This window comes from Agromyces sp. GXQ0307, assembly GCF_044769845.1.
Classification (GTDB): Bacteria; Actinomycetota; Actinomycetes; order Actinomycetales; family Microbacteriaceae; genus Agromyces.
In genome coordinates this window covers 1-25,978 of the sequence record NZ_JBIZVY010000005.1, presented here as the reverse complement: position 1 = coordinate 25,978, position 25,978 = coordinate 1, and the positions used below count along the sequence as shown (strand labels likewise).

General features: G+C 71.1%; 22 protein-coding genes and 1 rRNA gene. 7 read left to right on the top strand and 16 right to left on the bottom strand.

Annotation, left to right across the window (positions count from 1 at the left end; translation table 11 throughout):
* Positions 1-5: 5 nt before the first annotated feature.
* The 4 genes from ACIQH8_RS16970 to ACIQH8_RS16955 all read right to left on the bottom strand — a co-directional run bounded on the left by ACIQH8_RS16970 (position 6) and on the right by ACIQH8_RS16955 (position 2,650).
* A complete protein-coding gene (locus tag ACIQH8_RS16970) occupies positions 6-1,061 on the bottom strand; it encodes a pilus assembly protein TadG-related protein (RefSeq protein WP_401000853.1) in 1,056 nt (351 codons plus the stop codon).
* The gene (locus tag ACIQH8_RS16965) at positions 1,058-1,453 is read right to left on the bottom strand and encodes a TadE/TadG family type IV pilus assembly protein (RefSeq protein ID WP_401000850.1); all 396 of its coding nucleotides are present in this window, start codon (positions 1,451-1,453) and stop codon (positions 1,058-1,060) included. The genes ACIQH8_RS16970 and ACIQH8_RS16965 overlap by 4 nt, the downstream gene beginning before the upstream one ends.
* 81 nt (positions 1,454-1,534) lie before the next feature.
* A complete protein-coding gene (locus tag ACIQH8_RS16960; protein WP_401000847.1) occupies positions 1,535-1,735 on the bottom strand; it encodes a Flp family type IVb pilin in 201 nt (66 codons plus the stop codon).
* 255 nt (positions 1,736-1,990) lie between these two features.
* The gene (locus tag ACIQH8_RS16955; RefSeq protein ID WP_401000844.1) at positions 1,991-2,650 is read right to left on the bottom strand and encodes a prepilin peptidase; all 660 of its coding nucleotides are present in this window, start codon (positions 2,648-2,650) and stop codon (positions 1,991-1,993) included.
* Positions 2,651-2,725: 75 nt separating this feature from the next.
* Between ACIQH8_RS16955 and ACIQH8_RS16950 the strand changes: the two genes are divergently transcribed.
* Complete coding sequence (locus ACIQH8_RS16950; RefSeq protein ID WP_401000841.1) at positions 2,726-3,046, top strand: hypothetical protein; 321 nt, start codon at positions 2,726-2,728, stop codon at positions 3,044-3,046.
* 46 nt (positions 3,047-3,092) lie between these two features.
* Here ACIQH8_RS16950 and ACIQH8_RS16945 read toward each other — a convergent pair whose 3' ends face one another.
* Positions 3,093-4,037 carry a DUF1214 domain-containing protein gene (locus ACIQH8_RS16945; RefSeq protein ID WP_401000838.1) on the bottom strand — a complete coding sequence of 315 codons (945 nt, stop codon included), beginning with the start codon at positions 4,035-4,037 and terminating at the stop codon, positions 3,093-3,095.
* 163 nt (positions 4,038-4,200) lie between these two features.
* On the opposite strand from ACIQH8_RS16945, the gene ACIQH8_RS16940 reads away from it, so the two are divergent.
* Entirely contained in the window at positions 4,201-4,827 is a 627-nt protein-coding gene (locus ACIQH8_RS16940) for a hypothetical protein (RefSeq protein WP_401000835.1), read from the top strand.
* 25 nt (positions 4,828-4,852) lie between these two features.
* Here ACIQH8_RS16940 and ACIQH8_RS16935 read toward each other — a convergent pair whose 3' ends face one another.
* The 3 genes from ACIQH8_RS16935 to ACIQH8_RS16925 form a co-directional block, all read right to left on the bottom strand.
* Positions 4,853-6,232, bottom strand: a complete 1,380-nt coding sequence (locus ACIQH8_RS16935; protein WP_401000832.1) for an FAD-dependent oxidoreductase — start codon at positions 6,230-6,232, stop codon at positions 4,853-4,855.
* Between the two features lie 37 nt (positions 6,233-6,269).
* Entirely contained in the window at positions 6,270-7,388 is a 1,119-nt protein-coding gene (locus tag ACIQH8_RS16930) for a polyprenyl synthetase family protein (RefSeq protein WP_401000829.1), read from the bottom strand.
* 61 nt (positions 7,389-7,449) lie between these two features.
* Entirely contained in the window at positions 7,450-8,169 is a 720-nt protein-coding gene (locus ACIQH8_RS16925) for a demethylmenaquinone methyltransferase (RefSeq protein WP_401000826.1), read from the bottom strand.
* A 229-nt stretch (positions 8,170-8,398) separates the two neighbouring features.
* Here ACIQH8_RS16925 and ACIQH8_RS16920 point away from each other — a divergent pair, with 229 nt between their 5' ends.
* Together ACIQH8_RS16920 and ACIQH8_RS16915 are read left to right on the top strand one after the other, a co-directional pair.
* Positions 8,399-8,683, top strand: a complete 285-nt coding sequence (locus ACIQH8_RS16920) for a DUF427 domain-containing protein (protein WP_401000823.1) — start codon at positions 8,399-8,401, stop codon at positions 8,681-8,683.
* A 60-nt stretch (positions 8,684-8,743) separates the two neighbouring features.
* Entirely contained in the window at positions 8,744-10,048 is a 1,305-nt protein-coding gene (locus tag ACIQH8_RS16915; RefSeq protein WP_401000820.1) for an isochorismate synthase MenF, read from the top strand.
* Between the two features lie 61 nt (positions 10,049-10,109).
* Here the strand turns inward: ACIQH8_RS16915 and ACIQH8_RS16910 are convergent, their stop codons facing one another.
* The 3 genes from ACIQH8_RS16910 to ACIQH8_RS16900 form a co-directional block, all read right to left on the bottom strand.
* A complete protein-coding gene (locus tag ACIQH8_RS16910) occupies positions 10,110-10,934 on the bottom strand; it encodes a PPK2 family polyphosphate kinase (protein WP_401000972.1) in 825 nt (274 codons plus the stop codon).
* A gap of 218 nt (positions 10,935-11,152) precedes the next feature.
* Complete coding sequence (gene menD / locus ACIQH8_RS16905; protein ID WP_401000817.1) at positions 11,153-13,057, bottom strand: 2-succinyl-5-enolpyruvyl-6-hydroxy-3-cyclohexene-1-carboxylic-acid synthase; 1,905 nt, start codon at positions 13,055-13,057, stop codon at positions 11,153-11,155.
* Positions 13,050-13,490 (bottom strand): PLDc N-terminal domain-containing protein, encoded by a 441-nt coding sequence (locus ACIQH8_RS16900; RefSeq protein ID WP_401000814.1) that lies wholly within the window; start codon positions 13,488-13,490, stop codon positions 13,050-13,052. The genes menD and ACIQH8_RS16900 overlap by 8 nt, the downstream gene beginning before the upstream one ends.
* A 74-nt stretch (positions 13,491-13,564) precedes the next feature.
* On the opposite strand from ACIQH8_RS16900, the gene ACIQH8_RS16895 reads away from it, so the two are divergent.
* Complete coding sequence (locus ACIQH8_RS16895; protein WP_401000811.1) at positions 13,565-13,846, top strand: DUF4229 domain-containing protein; 282 nt, start codon at positions 13,565-13,567, stop codon at positions 13,844-13,846.
* A gap of 88 nt (positions 13,847-13,934) precedes the next feature.
* Here ACIQH8_RS16895 and ACIQH8_RS16890 read toward each other — a convergent pair whose 3' ends face one another.
* The 3 genes from ACIQH8_RS16890 to ACIQH8_RS16880 form a co-directional block, all read right to left on the bottom strand.
* Positions 13,935-14,963 (bottom strand): 1,4-dihydroxy-2-naphthoate polyprenyltransferase, encoded by a 1,029-nt coding sequence (locus ACIQH8_RS16890; RefSeq protein WP_401000808.1) that lies wholly within the window; start codon positions 14,961-14,963, stop codon positions 13,935-13,937.
* A gap of 447 nt (positions 14,964-15,410) precedes the next feature.
* Positions 15,411-16,592, bottom strand: coding sequence for an AMP-binding protein (locus ACIQH8_RS16885; RefSeq protein WP_401000805.1), 1,182 nt, complete (start codon positions 16,590-16,592; stop codon positions 15,411-15,413).
* Between the two features lie 58 nt (positions 16,593-16,650).
* The gene (locus ACIQH8_RS16880) at positions 16,651-17,583 is read right to left on the bottom strand and encodes a 1,4-dihydroxy-2-naphthoyl-CoA synthase (protein WP_401000802.1); all 933 of its coding nucleotides are present in this window, start codon (positions 17,581-17,583) and stop codon (positions 16,651-16,653) included.
* A 143-nt stretch (positions 17,584-17,726) separates the two neighbouring features.
* On the opposite strand from ACIQH8_RS16880, the gene ACIQH8_RS16875 reads away from it, so the two are divergent.
* Positions 17,727-18,728, top strand: coding sequence for an o-succinylbenzoate synthase (locus ACIQH8_RS16875; protein WP_401000799.1), 1,002 nt, complete (start codon positions 17,727-17,729; stop codon positions 18,726-18,728).
* A 188-nt stretch (positions 18,729-18,916) separates the two neighbouring features.
* Complete coding sequence (locus ACIQH8_RS16870) at positions 18,917-19,318, top strand: hypothetical protein (protein ID WP_401000796.1); 402 nt, start codon at positions 18,917-18,919, stop codon at positions 19,316-19,318.
* Positions 19,319-19,465: 147 nt separating this feature from the next.
* On the opposite strand, the gene pulA is transcribed toward ACIQH8_RS16870, so the two are convergent.
* Both pulA and rrf read right to left on the bottom strand, forming a co-directional pair.
* Positions 19,466-25,627: a pullulanase-type alpha-1,6-glucosidase gene (gene pulA / locus ACIQH8_RS16865; protein ID WP_401000794.1), complete on the bottom strand. Its 6,162-nt coding sequence runs from the start codon at positions 25,625-25,627 to the stop codon at positions 19,466-19,468.
* A 275-nt stretch (positions 25,628-25,902) separates the two neighbouring features.
* A 5S ribosomal RNA gene (gene rrf / locus ACIQH8_RS16860) occupies positions 25,903-25,978 on the bottom strand; the annotation flags it as partial.

The following is a 25,978-nucleotide window of genomic DNA, read 5'->3' as shown; positions in this document are numbered from 1 at the left end:
CGGGTTCACCCGATGAGGCGCGCGATCGAGAGTCCACCGTCGGGAGAGTCGCCGAGCTCGAAGTCCTCACCGATCGCGACGTAGCGTTCGAAGTATCCCTGCAGCCCGAACTCTCCGCCCTTGAATCCGGGTGAGTTCTGTTCGCCGGGGAGGTAGCAGTTTCCTCCGACCTTGACGCCGGGTGCGTCGCACTTCCCGCTTGCGACATGGAAGCCCGTCACCTTGAAGGCTGCGAAGCGACTGATGTTGTAGCTCCCACCGCTTCCACCGCTTCCTGCCGTGTAGGAATCGTAGAGCGGGATCAGGACGGTCTTGCCGAGCAGCCCTGCGATGTAGTCGTCGGGGCAACCGCCTGCCTTGGTGTCGGAGCTACCTGGGACCCCATCCTCCGGAACACCTACCTCCACGATGACCTCGCAGTCAGGGCTGCCGTCTCCGTCGATGTCATCGCCCTCGAGCCAGCCGAAGCCGCCTGGGTATCCGGGCGCGCAGTCGGCCGGGTTCTTCGAGCCTTTGCCCGGGCCGATGAGCAGAAGGATAAACGGGTCGCCGGTCGTCTCCGTGCCGGGGTCGAAGTGTTTGGAGAGCTCGCACTCGGCGATCGCCAAGGGGATCGTCGACCCCTTCTCGGGTGAGCCCCACTCGGCGGTGGCACGCGCTCGGACGGTCGTATTGTTCGGGTCGGAATCGCCGTCGACCAAGGATGCGAAGAAGTGCGGGAACTCTGCCGCAGCTGCCAGACGGACGGTGTTGTTCGCGAGGTCGAGGAGTTCGATCTCCGCCGCTCCATCGACAGGGGTTCCGCTGTTGTCCCCGATGAACGTATTGCCCGTGGACGCAGCTGTCGAGGTGCTACAAAGTGCTTCGTCCTTCGCGCACATCTTCGCGACAGCCAGCGCGGCGGCGTCCGCTCCGTGCTGAAGTTGCGTGCGTTCGGCGTGTTGCGCTGATACATCGAGCGCGAGCGCTCCGATACCCATGAGCGGGATCATCAGCAATGCGATGAGCACCGCGTTGGCGCCGCGCTCCTCTCGGAACACCGTCTGGCTGTGCTGCGTCAACCACCGCATGGCATCGTTCCTGTCGCGCTGAGTGTGATCGGACTGCCGAGTGCGTCGGCAAACCAGGTGGTGATCGAACCGGGTGAAACCTCGATCACCGATGACGCGATCTCCGCGCCCTCGCAATCGATGTCGATGTCGATCGTGGCGGAGGACCAGTCGACGAAGCCCGGGATCGCCGTTGCCCGGTCGGTTGCCTCCTGAACGACGTCGGCATCCTCGGGATGGATCGCAGCGTAGCGGGCGGAAATCCTGGCACCGTCCGCGATCGTCGCCTGAATGTTCCAGAGCCGGGAGAATTCGAGCACCGTGATGAGCAGCATGATCACCAGCGGGAAGACGAGAGCGAATTCGACCGCAGCGGCTCCGCGCTCATCCTGACGTTTCCTCATCGGAACCCAACCCTACTGCGAAGGGGGTCCGGGGAGCACGATCGCCCCCCGAACCCCGCTGACAGGCTTTGCGCAGTCAGGTCAGCTGACGCCCTGGCCGGACATCCACGTGCCGATCTCGGCGACGAAGGTGTCGAGGATTCCGGTGAGCGCGGTCGCGGCAACGACCAGCGCGATGGCGACGAGACCGAGGACGAGCGCGTACTCGGTGGCAGTCGCGCCTTCCTCCTGGCTGCGGAGCGTGGCGAGACGGGCCTGGGCCTTGGCAACAAGCTTGGACATGAGTGACACCCTTCGGGTCGAACAGAATCTGGGGTGCCGCCCACACGTGCAAGCGGCCAGTGAACCGTATCGATGCGAACGAATCAGACGCTATGCCCCACTTCGGGGCACCCCCTGACTGGGTACAGGCAGGGGTACAAACGTGACCTGCCCGTAACCGAGCGATTGTCATCCGAGTGCTATGGTCCGCTTTTCGGGGGACACGAGGCTCGAGGTCAGGGGACAGCCAAGAGTACGCCAGTCGCGATCGACCAGTCAGGCCCCCAGAAGCACCAACGCCAGCACCGCCCCCGCCAGCATCGACGGCCCGAACGGCACCGATCCCTTCAGCGTCACGCGCCGCAGCGCGAGCGCCACGATCGCCACGATTCCTCCGACGAGGAACGCCCCGAACAGCCCCGCGACCCACATCACCCATCCGAACCATCCGAGCGCCAACCCCAGCGGCAGCGCGAACTTCACGTCGCCCATGCCCATCGCCTTCGGCGAGATCAGCGCGAGCACGAAGTAGAAGAGGAACATGCCGGCGGAGCCGGCGGCCGCCCACGCGAGCGCGAGCCACTCGCCCGTGAGGGCGGAGGCGAGCATGAGGAGCACCGCCACCGCGAGCAGGGTCGGGAAGACCATGGCGTTCGGGAGGCGCTTCTCGGTGAGGTCGACGATCGAGAGAGCGACGCCGGCGGCGGCGAGCGCGAGCAGGGCCGGCAGCACGGGGTCGAGGCCGTAGCGCCAGGCGACGAGTCCGAACAGGAGGGCGGTCGTGCCCGCCGACCAGGCGCGGAGGGCGCGCAGCGGCATCCGCTCGGTTCGATCGCGACGGATGTTGCGGTCGGTCCAGGCGGCGAGCGGCCACCAGCCGAGCACGGCACCGACGATCGCGGCCCCGACGGCGAGGGCGACGGGGGCGAGGGGCATGGTGTGCAGCGTAGCGCGGCGCGCGACGCCCGCGCGGCGTAGGCTCCACCGCGAAGGCACCGACAGGGGGAAGACATGGATGACGCGCAGGCGACCTACGACGCCGTGGCCGACGAACTGCTCCGAGATGCCGACCACGACGTGGATGCCACGCCCGACGGGTTGCTCGTGAAGGGCAGGCTGTTCGCGTTCCTCGACGGCGGCGAGCTCGTGGTCGACCTGCCCGAGGCGCGGTCGACCGACCTGCAGGAGCGTGGCATCGTCGTGCCGTTCCACTCGACGCGTGGCGGCGACAGCCGCACCTGGGTGCGCGTCGCCGACCTCCAACTCTGGTCGGAGCTCGCCCGCGAGGCGCACGAGTTCGTCGGCGAGCCACCGGTCGGGCGTCAGTCGTAGGGACCGCCGTCGGCTGCGTCAGCGGTCGCGCTGGCCTCCGAGGCGGCTAGACCTCGAGCACGTCGGGCAGCGTGTACTCGCGCGCGAGCACGATGTCGCCGGGCTTGTAGACGCGGAAGAGGAAGTTCCAGCCCTCGCTGATGTCGAGACGGTTCGGCTTGTCGCCGACGATCTCCTCCGAGCCGAAGTACACGGTGAACGTGCCGTCGTCGTTGTAGTGCGTCGTCGCCGGGCTGAGCGTGGCGTTGTCGGAGTGGAAGAACGCGTCGTCGCCGTACACGGCGATCGACCAGAACGCGTCGCACGGCGGCACCGTGTACGTGGCGGTGTAGGCCTTCGAGGCACCCGCCGGGCCGGTGTAGTTGATGTACACCGCCTCCTTCTCGGGGAACAGGCCCCACGCACCCGCGACCGCGAGGTGACGGGTCTCCTCGTCGACCTCGCCGCGACGGCCCATCCATTCGGCCGGGTACTGGGTATACGTGCGGAACTCCTGCTCGTACTGCGCGCGGAGCGCGAACATCGAGTCGTAGTCCCAATCGGCGGGCGCGAAGTCCTCAGCGCTGTCGGCCTCGATCTCGAACCGGTGCAGCACCTCGACGACCTTCGCGATCTCGTCCTCATCGCGCATGTCGTGCAGTTCGACGCGCGGCACGGCGACGCAGTAGCGGGTCGGCGAGTCGATCTCGTGCCACCCCGGCTCGTGGAACACGTCGACCGTGTAGTGGTCGTTGTCGATGACCATCAGCGAGACGTACCGCCCGTCGGCGACCTCGGGCACGTAGACCCGGGCGCCCTTCGCAGTGTCGATCACTCCGCCGCCATAGAGCGTGTCGCGGTTCATCCGCACCACGGGCTGCTCGTCGGTCGGCACCGGACGCGAGATGAGGTAGAACTCGTTCACCTTCCCGCCGGCGCGCTGCTGGAAGACCGCGAAGCGGCCGTCCACCTCCGCGCGGATGTAGGTCTCGGGCGTCACGGTCACTGCCATCGGTTCTCCCCCTCGTCGGCGATGCTCTCATCGTAGAACGGAGAGGTGTCTACGAATCGAGGCCCGAAGGGGAGAGCATCACCCGTATGGGGCTGACGGGCGCCGACCGCCGTCCCTATCGTGCGACTCACCGACGTACCTCGCGCCGGGAAGGAGAGCAACGATGCGCAACCTGACCCGCACCACCGTCCTCGTCGCCGCGGTCGCGGTCATCGCCGGCCTCGGGCTCGCCGCTCCGGCACACGCCGCCCCTCCCGCGAAGAGCAACGCTCCCGTGGCATCCGCCACCGCCGGAACCCCCGACGACGACGCCGTCACCATCGACTACGCGATCAACCGGGGCGCCCAGGCCGTCGCGGACCAGGCGTGCGATGTCGACGGCACGCCCGTCGCGTGCGACGCCGCAGCGGACACGACGACCAAGAAGGCGTCGACCTACTCGGTCGACCTCGGCGACCTCACCGACGGCGACCACAGGTTCACCGTGACGTTCACGCTCACCGACGGCAGCAGTGCGACCGCTGCGGCGGGATTCACGATCGACGCAGCGCCGACGCTCGAGGAGGTGTGCGCGTCCTTCACCGGGACCCTCACGGAGCCCGCCTTCGATGAGGGCTCGTATTGGACCTGCATCGCGGAGCCGTACACGGGGACGATCACCGACACCTCCGAACTGCTCCTCTTCGGCCTCAACGCACTGCGGCCCTACTGCCCGAGCAACAACTTCGATCTCTCGTACGCCTCAGGTTCCCCGGTGAGCAGCGCCGGCTGGTACTGCCGCATGGTCTGACGCATCGCGGGCAGGGAACGGGCGGCTAGACCTCCCCGCGCGAGATCCCGACCATCTCGTCGCGCGGCACGACCTTGATGCGGCGGCGCTCCTCGGCGGCGCCGAGCGCCTGCTCGTGCTCGTCGAGGCGGTGCCATCCGTCGAGATCGGTCCACTCGATGCCGCGGGACTCGAGCAGCTCGATCACCGACTCCTCGGAGGGCGACTCGGGCCGCCACCAGTTGCCGAGGTCGTTGATGAGGTGCTTGATCGTCTCCATGGCGTCGGACTTCGTGTGGCCGATGAGGCCGACCGGCCCGCGCTTGATCCAACCGGTCGCGTAGACGCCGTACATCTGGCGCGACTGTCCGGTCTCCTTGTCGCGGATCAGCACCTGGCCCTCGTGGTTCGGGATGACACCGAACTTCTTGTCGAACGGGATGCCGGGCAGCGGCGAACCGAAGTAGCCGACCGCGCGGTAGAGGGCCTGGATCGGGATCTCGCGGATCTCACCGGTGCCGACGACCCCGCCCTCGCCGTCGGGCGCGGTGCGCTCGTACCGCAGCGCGGCCACCCGCCCCGCATCGTCGGAGACGACCTCGAGCGGCTTGGCGAAGAAGTGCAGGTGCAGGCGGCGTGACGCCTGTCCGGTTTCGCGCTGCCGCCACTGCTGCAGCACCTTGTCGATCACGAACACCTGCTTGTTGCCGGCGACGGCCGCGCGCGCGGCGTCGTCGTAGTCGAAGTCCTCGTCGTAGACGATCATGTCGACGTCGCGCAGCTCGCCGAGCTCGCGCAGCTCGAGCGGCGTGAACTTCACCGACGTCGGGCCGCGGCGGCCGAACACGTGCACGTCGGTGACGGGCGACGACTTCAACCCCTCGTACACGTTCGCCGGGATCTCCGTCGGCAGCAGGTCCTCCGCGTGCTTCGCGAGCATGCGCGCGGCGTCGAGCGCCACGTTGCCGTTGCCGATGACGCCCACCGACTTCGCCTCGAGCGGCCACTCGCGCGGGTAGTCGGGGTGCCCGTCGTACCAGCTCACGAAGTCGGCCGCGCCGTACGACCCCTCGAGGTCGATGCCGGGAATGTTGAGGTCGGCGTCCTTCACCGCACCCGTCGCGAAGATCACCGCGTTGTAGTGCTTCTTCAGGTCGGCGAGCGTGATGTCCTCACCGAACCGCACGTTGCCGAAGATCCGGATGTCGCCGCGGTCGAGCACCTCGCGGAGCGCCGTGATGATGCCCTTGATGCGCGGGTGGTCGGGCGCGACGCCGTAGCGCACGAGCCCGTACGGCGCGGGCAGGTGATCGAACAGGTCGATCGAGACGTCGAAGTTCCGCTCCGACTTCAGCAGGATGTCGGCGGCGTAGATGCCGGCGGGGCCGGCGCCGACGATGGCCAGTCGCAACTTGTTCCTCGTCACCGGCGGTGACCTCCTGTCGTCGATGAAGGAGCCGAGCTCAACTCGAACGCTCCACGATGGTGTCGGCGAAGCGCGTCAGCGCCTTCTTCACGCTGCCCTCGGGCACCGGCCCGAGCGCGGCGACGGCCTCGCGCGCCCAGCGGTGCGCCTCGGCGAGCGTCGACTGCGTCGCCTCGTGCTCGCGCAGTTCGTCGACGAGCGCGTCGACCGTCGCCCGAGACGGCACGATGCGAGCCGCGAGCGTGTTCGTGTCGAACGGATCGCCCGCCTCCTCGGCGGGTGTCGGAAGCACGTCGCGACGGATCCGGTCGAGCAGGTCGGCCGACGCGGCATCCGTCTTCGCCAGGTCTTCGAGCCGCAGCAACGGCAGCGTCACGACGCCCGCGCGCAGGTCGGTGCCGGGGACCTTGCCCGTCTCCTCGGGCTGCGGCGACAGGTCGATGACGTCGTCGATGAGCTGGAACGCGACGCCGATCTTCTCGCCGAACTCGATGATGGGCGCCTCGAGCGCCGGGTCGGCGTTGCCGAAGATGATGCCCGACTGCGCGGCCGCCGCGATGAGGGAGCCCGTCTTGTCGGCGAGCACCTGGATGTAGTGCTCGATCGGGTCCTCGTCGGGGTCGGGCCCGACGGTCTCGTTGAGCTGCCCCAGCACGAGGCGCTCGAACGTGTCGGCCTGCATGCGGATGGCGCGCTCCCCGAGCTTCGCCATGAGCTGGCTCGCCCGCGCGAACAGCAGGTCGCCGGTGAGGATCGCGACCGAATTGCCCCACACCGTCTGCGCGCTCGGCACGCCGCGTCGACGCTCGGACTCGTCCATGACGTCGTCGTGGTACAGCGAACCGAGGTGCGTGATCTCGATCGCCATCGCCGCCGTCACGACATCGTCGACGGCGCCGTCGCCGAGCTGCGCGGTGAGGAGCGTCAGCATGGGGCGCACGCGCTTGCCGCCCGCCTCGAGCAGGTAGCGGCTCGTGACATCCGCCACCGTGTCCGCGAAGCGGACCTGCTCGGCGAGCCCCACCTCGACGCGCTCGAGCCCGTCGTCGATGGCCCGGGCCATGGCTCGATCGGCCGCGGAGGCGAACACCCGCTCGCTGAGGCCGAGATTGGCCGCGAGCGAGGAGGCGCGACGGACCGTGTGGCTCGGATTCACGAGAGCCAGCCTACCGAGAGCGAGCCGAGCGGATGCTGCGAGCTTGTCGAACGCGTCGGGCTCAGGTGTCCACCACGTCGAGCGGCTTCCGCGCGCGGTGCAACGCGACGATGCCGGCCGTCAGGTTGCGCCACGCGACATCCGCCCACCCGGCCTCGCGGATCCACCCGGCGAGCGTCGGCTGGTCGGGCCAGGCGTTGATCGACTCGTTCAGGTACTCGTAGGCATCGTCGTTCGAGCTCGACAGCTTGACGAGCGGGGGCATGACGACCTTCTGGTAGAAGTCGTACCCCGCGCGCACCACGCCCACCGGCGGGTGCGAGAACTCGCACACCACGAGGCGTCCGCCCGGCTTCGTCACCCGCAGGAACTCGGCGAGCGCGACCTTCGGCTCCTTCACGTTGCGCAGGCCGAAGGAGATCGTGACCGCGTCGAACTCGGCATCGCCGAACGGCAGCTTCATCGCGTCGGCCTCGACGAACACGAGGTTCGGCACGTGCGCCTGGCGGCGGCGGCCGACCTCGATCATGCCCGGCGAGAAGTCGGCGGCGACGACGCTCGCACCCGACTTCGCGAGGCTCGCGCTCGAGGTGCCCGTGCCCGCCGCGACATCCAGGATGCGCTCGCCCGGCTTCGGCGCGACGGCCTTCGTCGTGGCGACCCGCCACAGTGCGGCGTTGCCGACGGAGAGCACCGCGTTGGTGCGGTCGTAGCGCGCCGCGACCCGGTCGAACATCGCCGAGACGTCACGGGGGTCCTTGCCGAGGTCTGCGCGCGTCATGCCTGCGAGTCTACGGTCGCCTCCTGCACCCGGCGGCAGAGTTCGCAGGACCACACGCGTCATCCCCGTTGTACGGCACCCGTCGGCCCGCTCATCCTGCGAATTCGCTCGGATGACGCGGCCGAACCTGAGAGTTTCCATGCATCGGGATGGATCTTCAGCTCGACGGCGTTCGATCATGGTGGACGGCGCGGATGCGCCATCCGCTCGATGAAAGGAACGGCACGGCATGAAGGCGATCTGGAACGGCACGGTCATCGCGGAGTCCGACGACACCGTCGTGGTGGAGGGCAACCACTACTTCCCGCGTGAGGCGATCCGCCCCGAGTTCTTCGTCGCCAGCGACAACCGCACCGTGTGCCACTGGAAGGGCACCGCGAACTACTTCCACGTCGAGGTCGACGGCCAGCGCAACCCCAACGCCGCCTGGACCTACAACACCCCCTCCGACGCGGCCGCCGAGATCCGCGAGCACGTCGCGTTCTGGCACGGCGTCGAGGTCGTCCCCGCCTGAGGCGGCGCCGACACTGCGCCCCGTGAGTCCGCCTCGTACCTTCCGGCGTAGGCTGGTCCGGTGACGCGAACGGATGCCGCGGCCCCTCCCGCCGCCGACACGAGGTTGCGCGTCCGCACCGTCGCGGTCGACGAGACCGCACCGCTCGTGCCGCGCCTCGACCCCCGCCATCCGCTGCTCTGGATGCGCCGCGGCGAGGGCATGATCGGCCTCGGCGAGGTGCTCCGCATCGAGTCGCGCGGGGCCGATCGCGTGGCCGACGCCGCCCGCGAGTGGCGGCGCGTCGCCGGCAGCGCCGACGTCGACGACCGCGTCGGGCTGCCCGGCAGCGGGCTCGTCGCGTTCGGCGCCATCGCGTTCGCCGACGAGTCCGCGGCCACGAGCGTGCTCGTCGTCCCCGAGATCGTGCTCGGCCGCCGCGACGGGCGCGCATGGGTCACCCGCATCGAGCTCGTCGATGAGGCATCCGCCGCCCCGCCCGAGCCGGTCGAGCTGCCCGCGCCCGCACCCAAGCGCGACGTCCCGCGCGTGCGCTTCGAACCCGGCGCCATGCCGCCGGAGGCATACACCGGCGCCGTGGCCGAGGCCGTGCGCCGCATCGACGACGGCCGCTTCGAGAAGGTCGTGCTCGCCCGCGAGATCGTCGGCACCCTGCACGAGGGCGCGGGGCTACGTGCAGCGCTCGCGAAGCTCGCCGACGACTACCCCGACACGTGGGTGTTCGCCGTCGACGGCCTGATCGGCGCGAGCCCCGAGACGCTCGTGCGCGTCGACCACGGCACGGTCTCGGCTCGCGTACTCGCCGGCACCGCGTCGCGCGGGCGCGACGCGGCATCCGATCGCGGCCAGGCGGCGCGCCTCGCCGCGTCGCACAAGGATCTCGCCGAGCACGCCCTCGCCGTCGAGAGCGCGGTGGCGACGCTCGCCCCGCACACCGCGCGGCTCGACGCGAGCCCCGAACCGTTCACGCTGCAACTGCCGAACCTCTGGCACCTCGCGACCGACCTCAAGGGCACGCTCGGCGACGGCTCGAGCTCGCTCGACCTGGTCCGCGCGGTGCACCCGACGGCGGCGGTCGCAGGCACCCCGCGGCGCGTCGCGCTCGACGCGATCGCCGAGCTCGAGGGCTTCGACCGCGGTCGCTACGCCGGCCCGGTGGGCTGGGTCGACGCCGAGGGCGACGGCGAATGGGCGATCGCGCTGCGCTGCGCGCAGGTGTCACCGGATGGCACGGTGCGCGCGTATGCCGGTTGCGGCATCGTCCACGACTCGGTGCCCGCCGACGAACTCGCCGAGACCGACATGAAGTTCCGGCCGATCGTCGAGGCGTTCGGGGCGCCGCCGCCCTCGCCTCCCGTGCCGTAGGGCGGCAGCCGGCGCGCGCGGCCGGGCGCCCAGCCCGCCGCGCCGCGCGTGAGCCGTTCGCTCAGCCCTCCGCGAGCCGCGCCTTCTGCTGCTCGATGTCGTAGTCCGCGAGCGGCCAGTCGAGCTTCATCCCCTCGAGTGCGTCGATCAGCAGGTGCTGCACGGCGAGACGGGCGTACCACTTGTGGTCGGCGGGGACCACGTACCAGGGCGCGTGCGGCGTCGTCGTGCGATCGAACACGACCTGGTACGCCTCGCGGTACTTCGGCGCGAGCATCCGTTCGTCGATGTCGCCGGGGTTGAACTTCCAGTGCTTGTCGCGTCGCTCGAGCCGCTTGAGGAGGCGGTCCCGCTGCTCGTCCATGGAGATGTGGAGCATGACCTTGATGATGACGGTGCCGGATGCCGCGAGCTCGGCCTCGAACTCGTTGATCGCGTCGTACCTGCGCTCGATCTCCTCGGGCGGCGCCAGTTCGCGCACGCGCGCGATGAGCACGTCCTCGTAGTGCGACCGGTCGAACACGCCGATCATGCCCGCCTCGGGCACCTCCTTGCGGATGCGCCAGAGGAAGTCGTGCGCCAGCTCCTCCTCGGTGGGCTTCTTGAACGTGGCGAGCTGCACGCCCTGCGGGTCGACCGCGCTCATGACGTGCTTGACGATGCCGCCCTTGCCGGCCGTGTCCATGGCCTGCAGCACGAGCAGGATCCGACGCGGGTCGTCACCCATCTGATGGCCGGCGAACAGCTGCTCCTGCAGGTCGGCGAAGATCTCCGCGCCGACCTTCAGCGACTTCTTCGCCTGCTTCTTCTTCCCCTCGAACCCCGGCGCCGAGCTCGTGTCGACATCGGCGAGCACGAAGTCCTGCCGCACGCGCAGCACGTCCATCGGATCGCTCGCCCAGTACTTCTCCAGCCCCACGTTCGCTCCCCTCACGGCCGCGACGGCCGCGGCGCTCCCCCATCATCGGGGGCCGACGGATGCCACGGCAAGGGGTCGGCCTTCCCGTCCCGCCGTCCCTGCTGGCGGATATACGATCGGGCGCGCCGGTGTCGCAGACGCGTGCTCGGGCAGTCGGATCGTATATCCGCCGAGCTGGACGACGGTCAGCGCGGCAGCGGGACCTCGAGGAGCGTCGGACCGGTCACGGCGGTCCCGAGCGCCTCGTCGAGCTCGCCGCGCGTCGCGGCGCGACGGAACTCCCAGCCGTAGGCGCTCGCGAGCGCCGCGAGGTCGACCGATTGCGGCGTGTACTGCACCCGGTCGAACGCGTCGGCAGGGGCGGATGCCGCGACCTCGAGCGCGTCGAAGATCGTGCCGCCGGCGTCGTTGCCGACGATCACGAGCACGCGGGGGCGCGCCTCGCCGGCGCCGAGCAGGAGGGAGCCGACGTCGTGCAGCAGGGTCAGGTCGCCGATGAGCACGCGCGTGACGCCGGTCGCGGACCGGTCGACCTCGGGAGCCGCGCCGCCGTCGGCATCGCCACCGGCGGACGCGCCGGCGCCCGCACCACCCCCCGCACCCGGCCGCGCCGCCGTCTGGCTCGCGATCGCGATGCCGATCGCCGTCGCGACAGTGCCGTCGATGCCCGCGAGCCCGCGGTTCGCGTGCACGGGAATGCGTCGTCCCGGCACGTTTCGGTCGGCGTCCCGGATGAGGCGCGACGCGCCGAACACGAGCCGGTCGTGCGGCCAGGTCGCCGCCCACAGCGCCTCGACGAGCATTCGCCGATCGATCGGCTGCCGGATCCGCGCCAGCTGGTCCTTGAGGTATGCGCGCTGCGCGGCGTAGTCGCTCACGTGCCCGGTCTCATCGACGCCGCTGCGGAGTCCGCCTCCGCCGGGCGCCGGGTCGCCCGCGCCATCCGCTCCCGCCGCGACGACGTCGCGCCGATCGAGCAGCATGCGGCTCGCCCGCACCCACCGCCCCGTCCACGCACGCTCGTCGGCCGTCGGCTCGTGCGGCTCGACCGCAACGGCCCGCTCGAACCGGTCGACCGCATGCCCCGGGTCGAACCACTCGATCCCCCACGGCGCGACGGCGATCACCTCGACGCCGTCGCGCTGCACGAGCGCGGGCACCTCGCGCGACAGGGTCGGATGACCGAACACGATGGCCCGCTCGACCTCGTCGCCGAATCCGGGCTCGCGCAGCAGTTCGCGGTAGGCGACGACGAGGTTCGGGCCGAACCGGGCGCCGCTCGTGACCTCCGCGAGGAGCGGCCAGCCACCCGCCCGGGCGAGCTCCTCCGCCTCGGTGCCCGCGCCCGCGCCCGCGATCACGACCGTTCGCGGGCCGTGCGGGAGCCGCACACCGCGTCCGACCGGCCCGCCGTCGTCTCGCGCAGCGCCGGTGATCGTCGCGACGGATGCCGCGGCATCCGCTCGCACGACCGGTGCCGCGTCGAGCGACTCGGCCGACGAGAGCGGCTCGCGGTACTGCAGGTTCAGGTGCACCGGGCCGGGCCCGGGGTGCGGCACGAGCACGCCGTCGGCGTCGACACCGAATGCGGCCCGCACGCTCTCGCGCGCGAGGCGCGCCGCGGCATCCGCCTCGCCGGCACGACCCTCGGGCGGCGCGACGTCGTGCTCGAGACGCACCGCCCCCGCGAAGATGCCGGGCTGCACGGTGGTCTGGTTCGAGCGGATGCCGCGGAGCTCCGCCGGCCGGTCGGCGGTCGCCACGATCATCGGCACGCCCGCGTGATGCGCCTCGAGCACAGCCGGGTGGAGGTTCGCGACCGCGGTGCCGGAGGTCGTGACGACCACGGCGGGCCGGCCCGTCTCGACGGCGAGGCCGAGGGCCAGGAAGCCCGCGCCCCGCTCATCGATGCGGACGTGCAGGCGGATGCCGCCGACGCGTTCGAGTTCCGCGGCGGCGAGCGCGAGCGCCTGCGAGCGCGATCCGGGCGACACGACGACGTCGGTCACGCCGGCACGCACGAACTCGGAGAGCAGCGCGAGCGCGGCTGCGGTGGCGGGACTCGCGACCGTGCGGGGAGCCTCAGCCATTCGGCAGACCCGAGGGTCCGGAATCGCCGGGGCCGTCGGGGCCGTCCGTGCGACGGCGGTCGGTGCCGAGCGCATCGTCGGGGCGCGGGTCGCCCGGGGCGTCGCCGAGCTCCTGGTCGAGCTGCTCGAGCTCCTGCTCGAGGCGGCGGATGCGCTCCTCGTGCTCGGCGTCGGCACGCAGGCGGCGCAGGAACTCGGGGTCGTCGTCGGGCGCGTTGCTGTGCGGGTTGGTACGGCCGACACGGATGGCGCGGCCGCGACCCACGATGAACCACAGCGCCGCACCGATGACGGGGACGAGCAGGATCACCACGATCCACCAACCGCGCGGAAGACCGCGGATGCGGGTGCGATCGAAGAGCGCGCAGTCCACCGCCGCGTAGATCGTGAAGACCACGGCGGCGACACCGGCGATCAACCAGAGGCGGACCATGCACCGATTCTAGGCGCGTCGCATCACGTTCGGCTGGGAGCGAGCACCCAGACTGCGCCGCCTACACTGATCGGGTGAACGCCCTCCCCGTCTGGCTCCGCTACACGCTGCTGCGCGTGCTCCTGTTCGCCGCGCCGCTCGTGGTCCTGCTCGTCGCGGGCGTCACTCCGTGGATCTCCGTGCTCGTGGCCGCGCTCTTCGGATTCAGCGCGTCGCTGATCTTCCTCCGCAAGCAGCGCGAGGCGATGGCGCAGGACCTCTACGAAGCCCGCCACCGCGAGCAGCCCGTCGTCACCGCCGACGACGAGGCCGAGGATTCGGCGGTCGACGAAGCCGAGCAGCGCCGGGCCGAGTAGGCCTCGCCCGCGGCATCCGCCGTCGACCGCACACGCCGCCCCGAGGCATCCGTCGACCGCACACGCCGCCCCGCGGCATCCGCCTCGCCTAGAACGCGAAGGCGAGCCCCATGCCGACGCCGTAGGCGAGCGCCGTGAGGCTCGCCAGCTGCAGGCCGATGACGAGTTCGCGCGGCGTGCGCGCCCAGCCGACGATCACGCACGCCGGAATCGCGGCGAGCAGCGCGAACAGTACGAGCCACGCCGGCGGGTAGAGCAGCGCCCAGAACACGGTGATGCCGAACGGCACGAGCATGAAGACGGCGAACAGGATGCGTCCGACGAGCGGGCCGACGAGCACCGCGAGGGTGCGCTTGCGCGACAGGCGATCCTGGTCGACGTCGCGGAGGTTGTTCGCCATCAGCACGGCGCACGCGATGAGCCCGACGCCGACGCCGCCCGTCCACGACTCGAGGTTCACGTCGAGCGCCTGCACGTAGGTCGAGCCCGCCGTTGCGACGAGGCCGAAGAAGACGAACACGAACAGCTCGCCGAGTCCGTAGTAGCCGTACGGGCGCTTCCCGCCCGTGTAGAACCAGGCCGCGACGATCGCAGCAGCGCCGACCGCGAGCAGCCACCACTGCTGCGTGATGACCACCAGTGCGAGCCCTGCGGCGGCGGCCAGGCCGAAGAACACCAGCGCGACCGTGAGCACCTGCTTCGGTGTCGCGGCGCCCGAGCCCACGAGCCGGGCTGGGCCGACGCGGTGCTCGTCGGTTCCGCGCACGCCGTCGGAGTAGTCGTTGGCGTAGTTCACGCCGACCTGCAGCGCGAGGGCGACGACGAGCGCGAGCACGGCGCGCCACGGATGGAACGGCTCGTCGAGGTAGCCGAGCATGACGACCGCGGCGCCCGTGCCCAACGCGACCGGCGCGATCGCGAGCGGCAGGGTGCGCAGGCGCGCGCCGCCCACCCAGTCGCGGAATGTCGCCGGTCCGCGCTGCGCACGCGGCGCACCCGCGGCGACCTTCGCCGGGTTGCCGGAGCGCCCGTTCGTGCGGGGCTTCGACGACCTCGCCGGCTCGGGGGGTCGGGCCGACGAACCTGACTGGGTGCGGGGGGTCTTCGGGCGTGCCACCCCGACATGCTATTCCGCACGCCTCCGCGCGCGCTCCATCCTGCGGCGCGGACTGCGCTCCCGCGCCGGCACCGCCCGAGTTCGCAGGATCAGCCGCCCGACGACCCCGCCAGCGACGCCAAGACTGCTCCCATCCTGCGAACTCGACCCGGATGCCGCGACCCACCCGCCCACCGCGCCATCCACCCACCCCGCCAACGCGCACTTCGCAGGATCAGCCGCCCGACAGCCCCGCCGGCGACCCCAAGACTGCTCCCATCCTGCGAACTCGACCCGGATGCCGCGACCCGCCCGCCCACCGCGCCATCCGCCCACCCGCCAACACACGCAATTCGCAGGACCAGCGGCCCGACGACCCCGCCAGCGACCCCAAGACTGCTCCCATCCTGCGAATCGCGCCCGGCAGGGCAGCGCCGAGCGCGCGACGACGCGAGCCGGCGGCGCAGGTCAGTCGCCGGCGGCGCTCCGGGCGAGGGCGGATGCCGCGACGCGGTCGGGCTTGCCCGACGCGAGCCGCGGCAGCTCGTCGACCACCACGATGCGCACGGGCCGGCCGGCCGGCGGTAGCCCCGCGGCATCCGTCGCCGCACGCAGACCCTCGAGCGCGCCCGGTTCTCGCGCGGCGTCCGACGCACCGACGACGACCGCCGCGCGCTCCCCCCACTCGGCATCGGGTACGGCCACGACCACGGCCGCGCCGAACCCGGCGACGCCGTGCACCGCTCGTTCGACTTCTCCGAGCACGACCTTGACCCCGCCCGAGATCATGACGTCGTCGGCGCGGCCCGAGATGCGCAGCCGCCCGTCGTCGCCGATCGAGCCGAGGTCGCCGGTGCGGTACCAGCGCGTGCCGTCGGCGTCGACCACGAAGGCGCGCGCCGTCCGGTCGGGGTCGTCGAGGTAGCCCTCGGCGAGCATGCGCCCCGCGAGCCGCACCTCGCCGTCGACGATCCGCACGTCGACGCCGGGCAGGGCCATGCCGTCGTAGACGCAACCGCCGGCCGTCTCGCTCGACCCGTAGGTGCGGTGCACTCGCGCACCGAGGCCGGCGGCGCGCTCGACCAGCCCGGCCGGCGCCGCCTGGCCGCCGAGCAGGATGCGCTCGAACGATCCGAGTGCGGCCCGCACTGAACGCTCGTCGGAGGCGGCGTCGACCAGGCGCGAGAGCTGAACCGGCACGAGCGAGGTGAACCAGGGCCGATCGGGGTCGAGTTCGCGCGCCGCGGCGACGAACCCGTCCGGCGTGAAGCCGCCGGCGGGCACGACCGACGGCTCGGTGCCCGCGACGAGCGAGCGGACGAGCACCTGGACGCCCGCGATGTAGGTGGCGGGCAGCGCGAGCAGCCACTGCCCGTGCACGCCGCCGAACCACGACGAGGTCGCGCCAGCGCTCGCTCGCAGCGCGGCACCCGAGAGTGCGACGCGCTTGGGTCGGTCGGTCGATCCGCTCGTCTCGACGACCACCGCGACCGCGTCGTCGACGAACTGCTCGATGGGGTCGCCGGGGCCGCCGGGGTCCTCGTCTCCCGGGACCGGCAGCACCGCCGGCCCGTCGAGGAGCACCGCCTCGCGGAGCTGCGCCAGCATCCGAGGCACGTCGCCGGCGGGAACCCGGATGAGCGGTTTCATCGCACCACGCGCAACCGGACGAAACGGTGTCGCCGCACCGAGCGGCCGGATACCGGGCTCAGTAGTGCCACGGGAACGCGCCCCAGTCGGCGTCGCGCTTCTCGAGGAACGAGTCGCGCCCCTCCATTGCCTCGTCGGTGCCGTACGCGAGCCGGGTCGCCTCGCCCGCGAACACCTGCTGGCCGACGAGCCCGTCGTCGACGGCGTTGAACGCGAACTTCAGCATGCGGATCGCCGTCGGCGACTTCGTGAGGATGGTGCGCGCCATCGCGATCGCCTCGCGCTCGAGGTCGGCGTGCGGCACCACCCGGTTCACGCCGCCCATCTCGTACGCACGGTCGGCCGAGTACTCCTCGGCGAGGAAGAACACCTCGCGCGCGAACTTCTGCCCGACCTGCCTGGCCATGTACGCCGACCCGTATCCGGCGTCGAAGCTGCCGACGTCGGCATCCGTCTGCTTGAACCGGCCGTGCTCGCGTGACGCGATCGTCAGGTCGCACACGACGTGCAGCGAGTGGCCGCCGCCCGCCGCCCAGCCGGGCACGACCGCGATGACGACCTTCGGCATGAACCGGATGAGCCGCTGCACCTCGAGGATGTGGAGTCGGCCCGTCGCCGCGGCGGCGGCGGGGTCTCGGACGACCTCGCCCTCGGCGGCCGAGTACTGGTACCCGTCGCGCCCCCGGATGCGCTGGTCGCCGCCCGAACAGAACGCCCACCCGCCGTCCTTCGGGCTCGGACCGTTGCCGGTGAGCAGCACGACGCCGATGCGCGGGTTCGTGCGGGCGTCCTCGAGCGCACGGTACAGCTCGTCGACCGAGTGCGGGCGGAACGCGTTGCGCACCTCGGGCCGGTCGAACGCGACGCGCGCGATCCGGCCGTCGGTCGAGTGGTGGTAGGTGATGTCGGTGAAACCGGCTCCGCCGGTGACGGATGCCGCGGCATCCACCCATTCGCTCGGATCGAACAGCTCGGACACCTCGACGACCATGCCCTCAAGCCTATGCGGGATGCGTTTCTCAGGAGCCTCCGGCCCGATCCGCACGCTTCTCAGGACGACACGCCGGGCGCGGCACGCGCCATCGGCGTGTCGTCCTAAGAAGAGCAGGTGCGGCCGGGTGGCAGACTCGTCGCATGAGCGCCGACGCCCTGCCGCCCCTGCACGACCTGCTCGCGACCGCCAGGGTCGTCGCGCTCCCGCTCGTCACGCGGTTCCGCGGCATCGACGTTCGCGAGGCGCTGCTGGTCGAGGGCCCGGAGGGGTGGACCGAGTTCGCGCCGTTCGCCGAGTACGACGACGAGGAGGCCGCGACCTGGCTCGCCGCGGCGATCGACTTCGGCTGGAACCCCACGCCGGCCGCGCACCGCGACCGCATTCCGGTGAACGCGACCGTGCCGGCCGTCGACGCCGACGCCGTGCCGGCCGTGCTCGAGCGGTTCCCCGGCTGCCGGACCGCGAAGGTGAAGGTCGCGGCATCCGACCAGACGCTCGAACAGGATGTCGCGCGCGTGCGCGCCGTGCGCGAGGCGATGGGCCCGGAGGGGCGCATCCGCGTCGATGCGAACGGCGCGTGGAACATCGACGAGGCCGAGCACGCGATCCACGCGCTCGCGCCGTTCGATCTCGAGTACGTCGAGCAGCCGTGCCCGAGCGTCGCCGAGCACGCGGAGATCCGCTCGCGCACGAAGTACATGGGCATCCCGATCGCGGCCGACGAGAGCGTCCGCCGCGCCGACGACCCGCTCGCGGTCGCCGCGGCGGGTGCGGCCGACCTGCTCGTCGTGAAGGCGGCGCCGCTCGGCGGCATCCGTCGCGCACTCGACGTCGTCGAGCGGGCCGGCCTCCCGATCGTCGTCTCGAGCGCGCTCGACACGAGCGTCGGGCTCGCGATGGGCGCGCACCTGGCGGCGGCCGTGCCGACGCTCGAGTACGACTGCGGGCTCGGCACGGCCTCGCTCCTGGCGGCGGATGTCACGGGGGACCCGCTGCTCCCGAGCGGCGGCGCGATCGAGCTCCGCCGGGTCGAGCCCGATCCCACGCTGCTCGACCGGTACGCCGCCGACGGCGATCGGACGGCCTGGTGGCTCGCCCGCCTCGAGCGCTGCCACGCGGCCCTCGGGGCTCGAACGTCCTGATCAACGCCGGTTCTCGTCCGCGGCCGAGAACCTGAGGAATGCCCCCGATTCTGGGGGTGTCGCGGTCGCGATGTCGGGGAGGACCCTGAGTCCATCAGCGTCGATCGGGGGCATCGTCGGTTGCGGCGGTCCGGTCGGCGGACCGTTCCAACCCGACAGAAGTGGAGCATCGGATGATCTCGAGGACCATGACCAACATCGGCGCGGGCATCGGCCTGGCCGCCGCGATCACGCTCGGCAGCGGCATGGCCGCCTACGCGCACGAGTGCTACAACGCGAACCGCTCGGAGAAGGGCAACGCGGGCGCCGGCAACTCACAGGCCTGGTTCACGGTGTACTTCGAGGAGCTGACGGTCGGGCTCGACGAGGCCGACGCGGAGTGCGTGACCGACGCCTACGCGTCCACCGGCGCACCGATGTCGTTCACCATCCACGTGAAGGGCGCGAACGGCCAGGGCGGCGTGGTCGCCGGCAACAACCCGCACGACGCGAAGGCCGGCGACGGCAAGGGCATCGACGAGATCTTCGCCGCGCACGGCGCCGACCTCGTCTACGCATTCGACAGCTGCGGCGTGGACATCCCGCTCTGACGAACCGATCCTCGACGGACGACGATGCCCGGCGCCGGGGGTGCGCCGGGCATCGTGTCGCGCACGCGTCGGCGCCCGGGAACGGATCCCGGGCGCCGACGCGCGCTATCCGGGCGACGCGGCGCACACCCGCGTCGCCCGGCGACCTCAGGCCCTGACGCGCGACCGCCGCAGGCGCGGCCCGGCCACGATCGTGGCCGCGGCGAGCAGCGCCGCCGCGAGCAGCGCCGCGAGCGCACCCTGCGTCGTGGTGAGCCCGAGCGGCCCGACCACCGTGAGCCCCGCAACCGCTTCGGTCCCGGATGCCACGCCGATCAGCCGCACGTGGTGCCCGTCGAGCTCGGTCCCCTCGGGGATCGTGATCTCGAACGCCACCGAACCGTCAGCCCCGGCGGACTGCGCCTCGAGGAGGCGCGGGGTCGATTCGAGCCACACCTGCACGAGTTCGCCCGACTGGAAGCCCGAGCCCGCGACCGCGAGGGTCGACCCGGTCCGCACGGATGCCGTGTCCAGGCGCACGACGGGCGCCGTGCCATCCGTGACCGCCGCACCCGACGTCGGCGCAGCCGCGGCGGCCGAACCCGGCTTGCCCTTGCCTGCACCCGGCCCCGTGACCTTCTGCTCGGAGACGAGCACCGCGGCCGTGCGCGCCGGGATCGTCAGCGTCCCGGTCTTCGCCTTCCACTTCGTCTCCTTGACGACCTCGTCGACGCCGGTCCGCAGGGGCTTGGCGAGCTTGAAGTCGCGGCCCGCGAGCCCGTCGATCGCCTCGGTGATCGGCTCGCCCGAGGCGTTGAACACGACCAGCGCGCCCTCGAGCGTCGGGTCGACATCCTCGCCCACCAGGTCGTCGATGAGCATCACGATGAGGCCGTCCGTGGCATCCGCCCCACTGTTCGGGAACGTCACCTTCTGCTCGATGAGGTCGGCCGAGCCGAGGGTGAGCAGGTCGACCGATGAGCGCACGCGCAGCAGGTCGAGGGCGGATGCCTCGGCCGCGGCGATGTCCTCGGCGGTCGGCTTCAGCGCCGGGTCGGCGAGCAGTTCCGCCATGATCGGCCAGTGGTCCTCGTTGTCGGCCTTCATGGGAAGGCCCGATCCGAAGGTCGACTCCTGTCCGGTCCAGTCGATCCGGTTGAACCAGTCGCCCGAGTTGTAGCTGTTGCGATCGAGCGACTTCGAGCGGAGCAGCTCGGTGCCGGCGTGCCAGAACGACGGGCTCTGCGAGAACGACACGGTCGCGAGCGACAGCGTGTTCATGCGGATGCGGTCGGCCATCGACGTCTCCTGCGGGAGCTTCAGCACCCCGAGGTCGAACAACGTCTCGTTGTCGTGCGCGTCGACGTAGTTGATGACCTCGTCGGGCTGGTCGGCGTAGCCGGCCGGCGACCCGTTGTAGTCGACCTCGGCGCCCGTCTTCACGACCCCGTCGTATCCGGTGAACTCGAAGTCGCGGAGGTTGCCGGCGAGGCCGATCTTCACGAGGTCGGTCTGCTGGCCCAGGTTCCGGATGCCGTCGCGCACGGGCCGGCCGTTCGGCTCGCCCGCGAGGCCGGTGCCGAAGCCCTGCTCGTACTTCGAGTCGCCGGCGACCGGGCTGCCGCCGTGCACGCCGTCGCGCAGCCGGTCGTTGAACGTCGCGATCCCGGTGCCGCCGAGCTGGCCCTGCGAGGCCTGCTCGAACCTGGCGTTGTTCGCGACCTCGCCGAAGTTCCAGCCTTCGCCGTAGAGGAACACCGCCGAACCGTCGACGCCGTCCTCGGCGAGCGTGAGCTCGTCGAGCGCGGCCCGCACGGCGAGCAGGTTCGCCTTCGAGTGGTGACCCATCAGGTCGAAGCGGAACCCGTCGACCTTGTACTCCTTCGCCCAGAGCACGACCGAGTCGACCATGAGCTTCTCGGCGACGGCGTGCTCGGTCGCGACGTTCTGGCAGCACGTCGAGGTCTCGACGCCGCCGGTCGCGTTCAGGCGCTGGTAGTAGCCGGGCACGACCTTGTCGAGCACCGACTTCTCACCCTGGCCGGAGGCCGCGGTGTGGTTGTACACCTCGTCGAGCACGACCTGCAGGCCGCTGGCGTGCAGCGCCCCGACCATCTCGCGGAACTCGGCGACGCGGGCGCCGCCGTCGGGGTCGACGGCGTACGAGCCCTCGGGCGCCTGGAAGTGGTACGGGTCGTACCCCCAGTTGAACCCGTCGAGGTCGCGGATCGCCTCGATGCACGCCTGCTGCTCCTCCGACGCCGGACCGAACGACTCGAGGTCGCAGTCGGGGGTCGCCTGCTGGTCGCGGCGCTCCTCGATGGTCGCGATGTCGAACGTGGGCAGCAGGTGCACCGTGTTGATGCCGGCCGCGGCGAGTTCGCGCAGCTGGGCGGTGCCGGCGCTGTTGCGCGTGAACGCACGGTACGTGCCGCGCTCCTCCTCGGGCACCGTCTCGTCGGTGATCGAGAAGTCGCGCACGTGCAGCTCGGTGATGGCTCGGTCGACCTGCTCCTCCACGACCGGCGCCGGGGTGTCGGTCCACAGCTCGGGCGCGAGGGCGTCGTCGTCGAGGTTCACGAGCACGGTTCGCGCCGAGTTCACGGTGAGCGCCTGCGAGTACGGGTCGGTGACCGAGTTCTGCTCGATCGCGCCGGTCGACGGGGCGTACACCTCGACGAGCCAGCGGACCTCGTCGCCCGCTCCGAGCGCGGCATCCGTCACCGACCACACGCCGGAGTCGGCGTCGAAGCTCGCCGGCAGCACCTCCGCGTCGCCGGTCGAGCCGGCGTCCCAGCGCTGCAGCGAGACCGTCCGCGCGGTGGGCGCCCAGACCGACTGGGTCGGCTCGTCGCCGTCCCATGAGGTTCCGAGCGTGACGGATGCCACGCCCTCGCCGTACACGTCGTCGAGCACGCCCGGGAGCTGCACGCCCGTGAAGGCGGTCAGTCGGTCGCCGTCGCGCTGGGCGACCTGGAGCTGCTCGGTGAGCAGCCCCGTGATCGCGTCGCGGTCGAGGCCGACCGGGCGCAGTGCCGCGTAGCTCGCGAGGTGCGGGTAAGCGGCGATCAGCCCGTCGCCGAGGCCCGCCGGGTCGAATTCGAGCTCGACCGGGTCGCCGCCGCCCGTCACCGCGCCGTCGGCGACCGCGAGACCCGCGTCGGCCGAGTGCTCGATCGTCCACGACAGGTCCGCCGCGTTCGCGCCTCCGAGCAGCGAGACCGGCCAGGCGAGCGTCTCGGCGTCGAGCCAGTAGGCGCGCTGGGTGCCGATGCCCGCCAGCGGCGGGTCGGCCACGACGACCTCGAGCACATGCGTGGCGAGCGTGTACCGGAAGGTCACCGTCTTGCCCTCGGTCGCACTGAAGGCGATGTTGCCACCGTTGCGCACGCCGTCGGCGCCGTAGTTCTCATCCCACGACAGACCGTGCGCGACCTTCACCTCGTAGTTGCCGGTCGGCAGCTGGTCGGTCGAGAACTCGTAGACGCCGTCGCCGTCGCCGTCCTGCGCGAAGGTGACCATGCAGTCGGGAGCCCAGTCACCGGGGCATCCGAGCTCGGACTGCAGGCTGCCGGGAAGCGTCACGATCGGCCCCTCGGCGGTCGACGAGAAGACCTTGGTGCGCGGATCCCAGTAGAAGGTGACCGGGCCGCCGGCCGTCGTGTACTCGACGTTCGCGCCGCCCTCGACGCCGTTCGCGCCGTAGTTGAGGTCCCAGCTGCCGTTGATCGCGACCTTGTACTCCCACGTTCCGGCCGGGATGTCGAACGTGCCGGCGTACACGCCGTCGGCGCGCTTCGTGAGCTTCGCCGCCTCGCAACCGGGCTGCCAGTCGCCCGCGCAACCCATCTCGGAGTTGTGGTTGCCCGGCACCGTCACGAGGTCGATCTCGGTCTCCGGCTCCTCCTCGACGACGAGGTTCACCGCGTTGCCGACCGAGGCGTAGCTGGATGCCGCGGCACGCTGCCCCGCGGCATCCGTCGAGATCGCGCGGTACTCGACGAGCGTGCCGTTCGCGAGCCCCGCCGTGTCGTGGAAGACGCGCGGCGTGGTGTCCTCGGCGGTGCCGAGGCCGTGCCACTCGTCGGAGCCGGCGACACGCCACGCGAAGCTCGTCTCCTGCCAGACGTCGGCCACGTCGGCCGAGACGGGAGTCGTGCCGGTCACGCCGGCGCCCGCTGCGGGCAGGTCGACGGCGATGGCGGATGCCGCGTCGGGCGCCGTGACCTCACGGTCGGCGCGCAGCACGACGGCACCGAGCGCCGGCACCGAGACGGAGGCGACGCCCTCGGCGCTCGCCGTGACGCCTGCGTCGGTGCCGTAGAGGGGCGTGAACACGCCGTCGGCGGTCAGCGTCGGCACGTCGACCGTCTTCGCTTCGTTCGCGTTGTTCACGGCGACGAGGTACTCGATCTTCTCGTCGCGGTCGACGCGACTGAACGCGTACACGCCGGCCCCGTCGGCGACGTAGCGCTCGATCTGCGCACCCTGGTCGAGCGCGGGATGCGCGTCGCGGAGCGCTGCGAGCGCCGCGATGTGCTCGTAGAGCGGCGCATCCGTGTCGTAGCGGTCGACGCTGCCGGCCTGCTCGCCGGTGACGAGCGGCTGGTTCGCGTACTCGCCGACCTCGGTCGCGAAGAGCGTCTGCCGAGCGTCCTTGTCGCCGCCGGCGCCCGCGAAACCCTGCTCGTCGCCGTAGTAGACCACGGGCTGACCGCGCGTGAGGTACATGAGCTCGTGCGCGAGCTCATCGCGCTCCAGGGCGTCACCGGTCGAGGCGAGGAAGTAGCCGACGCGTCCCATGTCGTGGTTGCCGAGGAACGTGGGCAGCACGGCGGCCGAGGTGTCGGGCGTCGTGTACCAGTCGTCGCCCGCGAAGAGCGACTGCAGGTTCTTCGCCGAGTTGCCGGCGGCGAAGCTCACGGCCTGGGACTGGAAGGTGAAGTCGAGGACCGAGTTCATGTCGGTGTCGCGCACGTACGGCGACAGCTTGACCGGGTCGGCGTCGTAGACCTCGCCGAACATGAAGAACTCGGGCTTGCCCGACGCGTGCGCGTAGTCGAGCACCTCGGTCGACCACGTCTCCCAGAACTCGAAGTTGACGTGCTTGGCGGTGTCGATGCGGAAGCCGTCGATGCCGAGGTCGATCCAGTCCTGGTACACGTCGACGAATCCGTTCACGACGGTCGGGTCCTCGGTCATGAGGTCGTCGAGGCCGACGAAGTCGCCGAAGGTGACCGACTCGCCCGCCCACGTGGAGTCGCCTCGGTTGTGGTAGATCGTCGGGTCGTTGAGCCAGGCCGGGACCTTGACGTCCGCTTCCTCCGGCGCGACGACCGGCGTGTACGGGAAGCTCGTCGCGGCGTCGAGGTCCGGGAAGTCCGCGCTGCCCGCGATCGCGCTCGGGTCGAAGACGTCACCCGCGGCGTCGCGATACGGGCTGGTCGCCTTGTCGACGTAGGAGTACTGCCCCTCGGCGTAGTCGATGACGTCGGCCGTGTGGTTGGTGATGATGTCGAAGTAGATCTTGATGCCGCGGTCGTGCGCCTCGGCGATGAGCGCCTCGAGCTCGGCGTTCGTCCCGAGGTGCGGGTCGATCTGGGTGAAATCGGTGATCCAGTAGCCGTGGTACCCGGCGCTCGCGTTCGCGCCCTCGCCCTGCACCGGCTTGTTCTTGAAGCTCGGGGTGAGCCAGATGGCGGTCGTGCCGAGCCCCTCGATGTAGTCCAGCTGGTCGCGGAGGCCCTGGATGTCGCCGCCCTGGTAGAAGCTCTTGTCGGTCGGGTCGTAGCCGTGCGCGAGGCGGTCGCCCTCGATGCCCGCGGTGTCGTTGGACGGGTCTCCGTCGGCGAAGCGGTCGGTCATGACGAAGTAGAAGTTCTCGTCACCACCGGCCTGGCGCGCGGGAGCCGCGACGAGGTCGGCGTCGGCCGCGTCGTCGTAGGCGCCGTCGATGCTGAGCAGCTCGAGCCCGACGCGCTTCTGCGCGTCGTCGAACACGACGCGCACGTCGACCTCGCCGCCGACGGTCAGCGGGATGTTGTCGCCGCCGCCGTTCAGCCCCCAGGAGGCGTCCCAGGTGTCGTTCGCGGCGACCTTGTACTCGTACTGGCCGGCGGGGAGCGTGAACTCCGCCGCGTAGAGGTCGGGGGTGTCGGTCGCGACCAGCTCGGTCGCCGGGCACTCGGGCTGCCAGTCGCCCGAGCAGCCGAGCTCCGACTGCAGCGAGCCGACGAGGGCGAACGTATCGCCGTCGGCCGACGCCGCCGGTGCGACCGGCAGAACTGCGAGGGCGGATGCCGCGACGGCGCCCGTGATCCCGAATGTCACCCATGTCCGAGCGCGCGCCCGATGCGTCATCCTTGACTCCCGATTCCGGCACGACGACGTGCCACTGACATTGGGAGCGAACGTAGCAGCGCGACGGAGGTTAATGCAAGCGCTTGCACTCACCGTGACCAAGAGAGGGCCGCGGGACCGGGGTTCGGCCGCCAAATCCGGGCCGGCTGCCTCGAGCAATGGCGTAATCGCTTGCATCCCGGGCCCGGCGTCGTCCCCTTAAATGCAGAAGAGCCGCCCGGTTGGGCGGCTCTTCTGGAATGGTTGTCCGGCGGTGTCCTACTCTCCCACAGGGTCGCCCCTGCAGTACCATCGGCGCTGCGAGTCTTAGCTTCCGGGTTC

Bases quoted from the DNA above. Each gene is read 5' to 3' on its own strand.
- ACIQH8_RS16965 (WP_401000850.1), bottom strand. From the start codon at position 1,453: ATGAGGAAACGTCAGGATGAGCGCGGAGCCGCTGCGGTCGAATTCGCT.
- ACIQH8_RS16960 (WP_401000847.1), bottom strand. From the start codon at position 1,735: ATGTCCAAGCTTGTTGCCAAGGCCCAGGCCCGTCTCGCCACGCTCCGC.
- ACIQH8_RS16955 (WP_401000844.1), bottom strand. From the start codon at position 2,650: ATGCCCCTCGCCCCCGTCGCCCTCGCCGTCGGGGCCGCGATCGTCGGT.
- ACIQH8_RS16950 (WP_401000841.1), top strand. From the start codon at position 2,726: ATGGATGACGCGCAGGCGACCTACGACGCCGTGGCCGACGAACTGCTC.
- ACIQH8_RS16945 (WP_401000838.1), bottom strand. From the start codon at position 4,037: ATGGCAGTGACCGTGACGCCCGAGACCTACATCCGCGCGGAGGTGGAC.
- ACIQH8_RS16940 (WP_401000835.1), top strand. From the start codon at position 4,201: ATGCGCAACCTGACCCGCACCACCGTCCTCGTCGCCGCGGTCGCGGTC.
- ACIQH8_RS16925 (WP_401000826.1), bottom strand. From the start codon at position 8,169: ATGACGCGCGCAGACCTCGGCAAGGACCCCCGTGACGTCTCGGCGATG.
- ACIQH8_RS16920 (WP_401000823.1), top strand. From the start codon at position 8,399: ATGAAGGCGATCTGGAACGGCACGGTCATCGCGGAGTCCGACGACACC.
- ACIQH8_RS16910 (WP_401000972.1), bottom strand. From the start codon at position 10,934: ATGGACGTGCTGCGCGTGCGGCAGGACTTCGTGCTCGCCGATGTCGAC.
- menD (WP_401000817.1), bottom strand. From the start codon at position 13,057: ATGGCTGAGGCTCCCCGCACGGTCGCGAGTCCCGCCACCGCAGCCGCG.
- ACIQH8_RS16900 (WP_401000814.1), bottom strand. From the start codon at position 13,490: ATGGTCCGCCTCTGGTTGATCGCCGGTGTCGCCGCCGTGGTCTTCACG.
- ACIQH8_RS16885 (WP_401000805.1), bottom strand. From the start codon at position 16,592: ATGAAACCGCTCATCCGGGTTCCCGCCGGCGACGTGCCTCGGATGCTG.
- ACIQH8_RS16880 (WP_401000802.1), bottom strand. From the start codon at position 17,583: ATGGTCGTCGAGGTGTCCGAGCTGTTCGATCCGAGCGAATGGGTGGAT.
- ACIQH8_RS16875 (WP_401000799.1), top strand. From the start codon at position 17,727: ATGAGCGCCGACGCCCTGCCGCCCCTGCACGACCTGCTCGCGACCGCC.
- ACIQH8_RS16870 (WP_401000796.1), top strand. From the start codon at position 18,917: ATGACCAACATCGGCGCGGGCATCGGCCTGGCCGCCGCGATCACGCTC.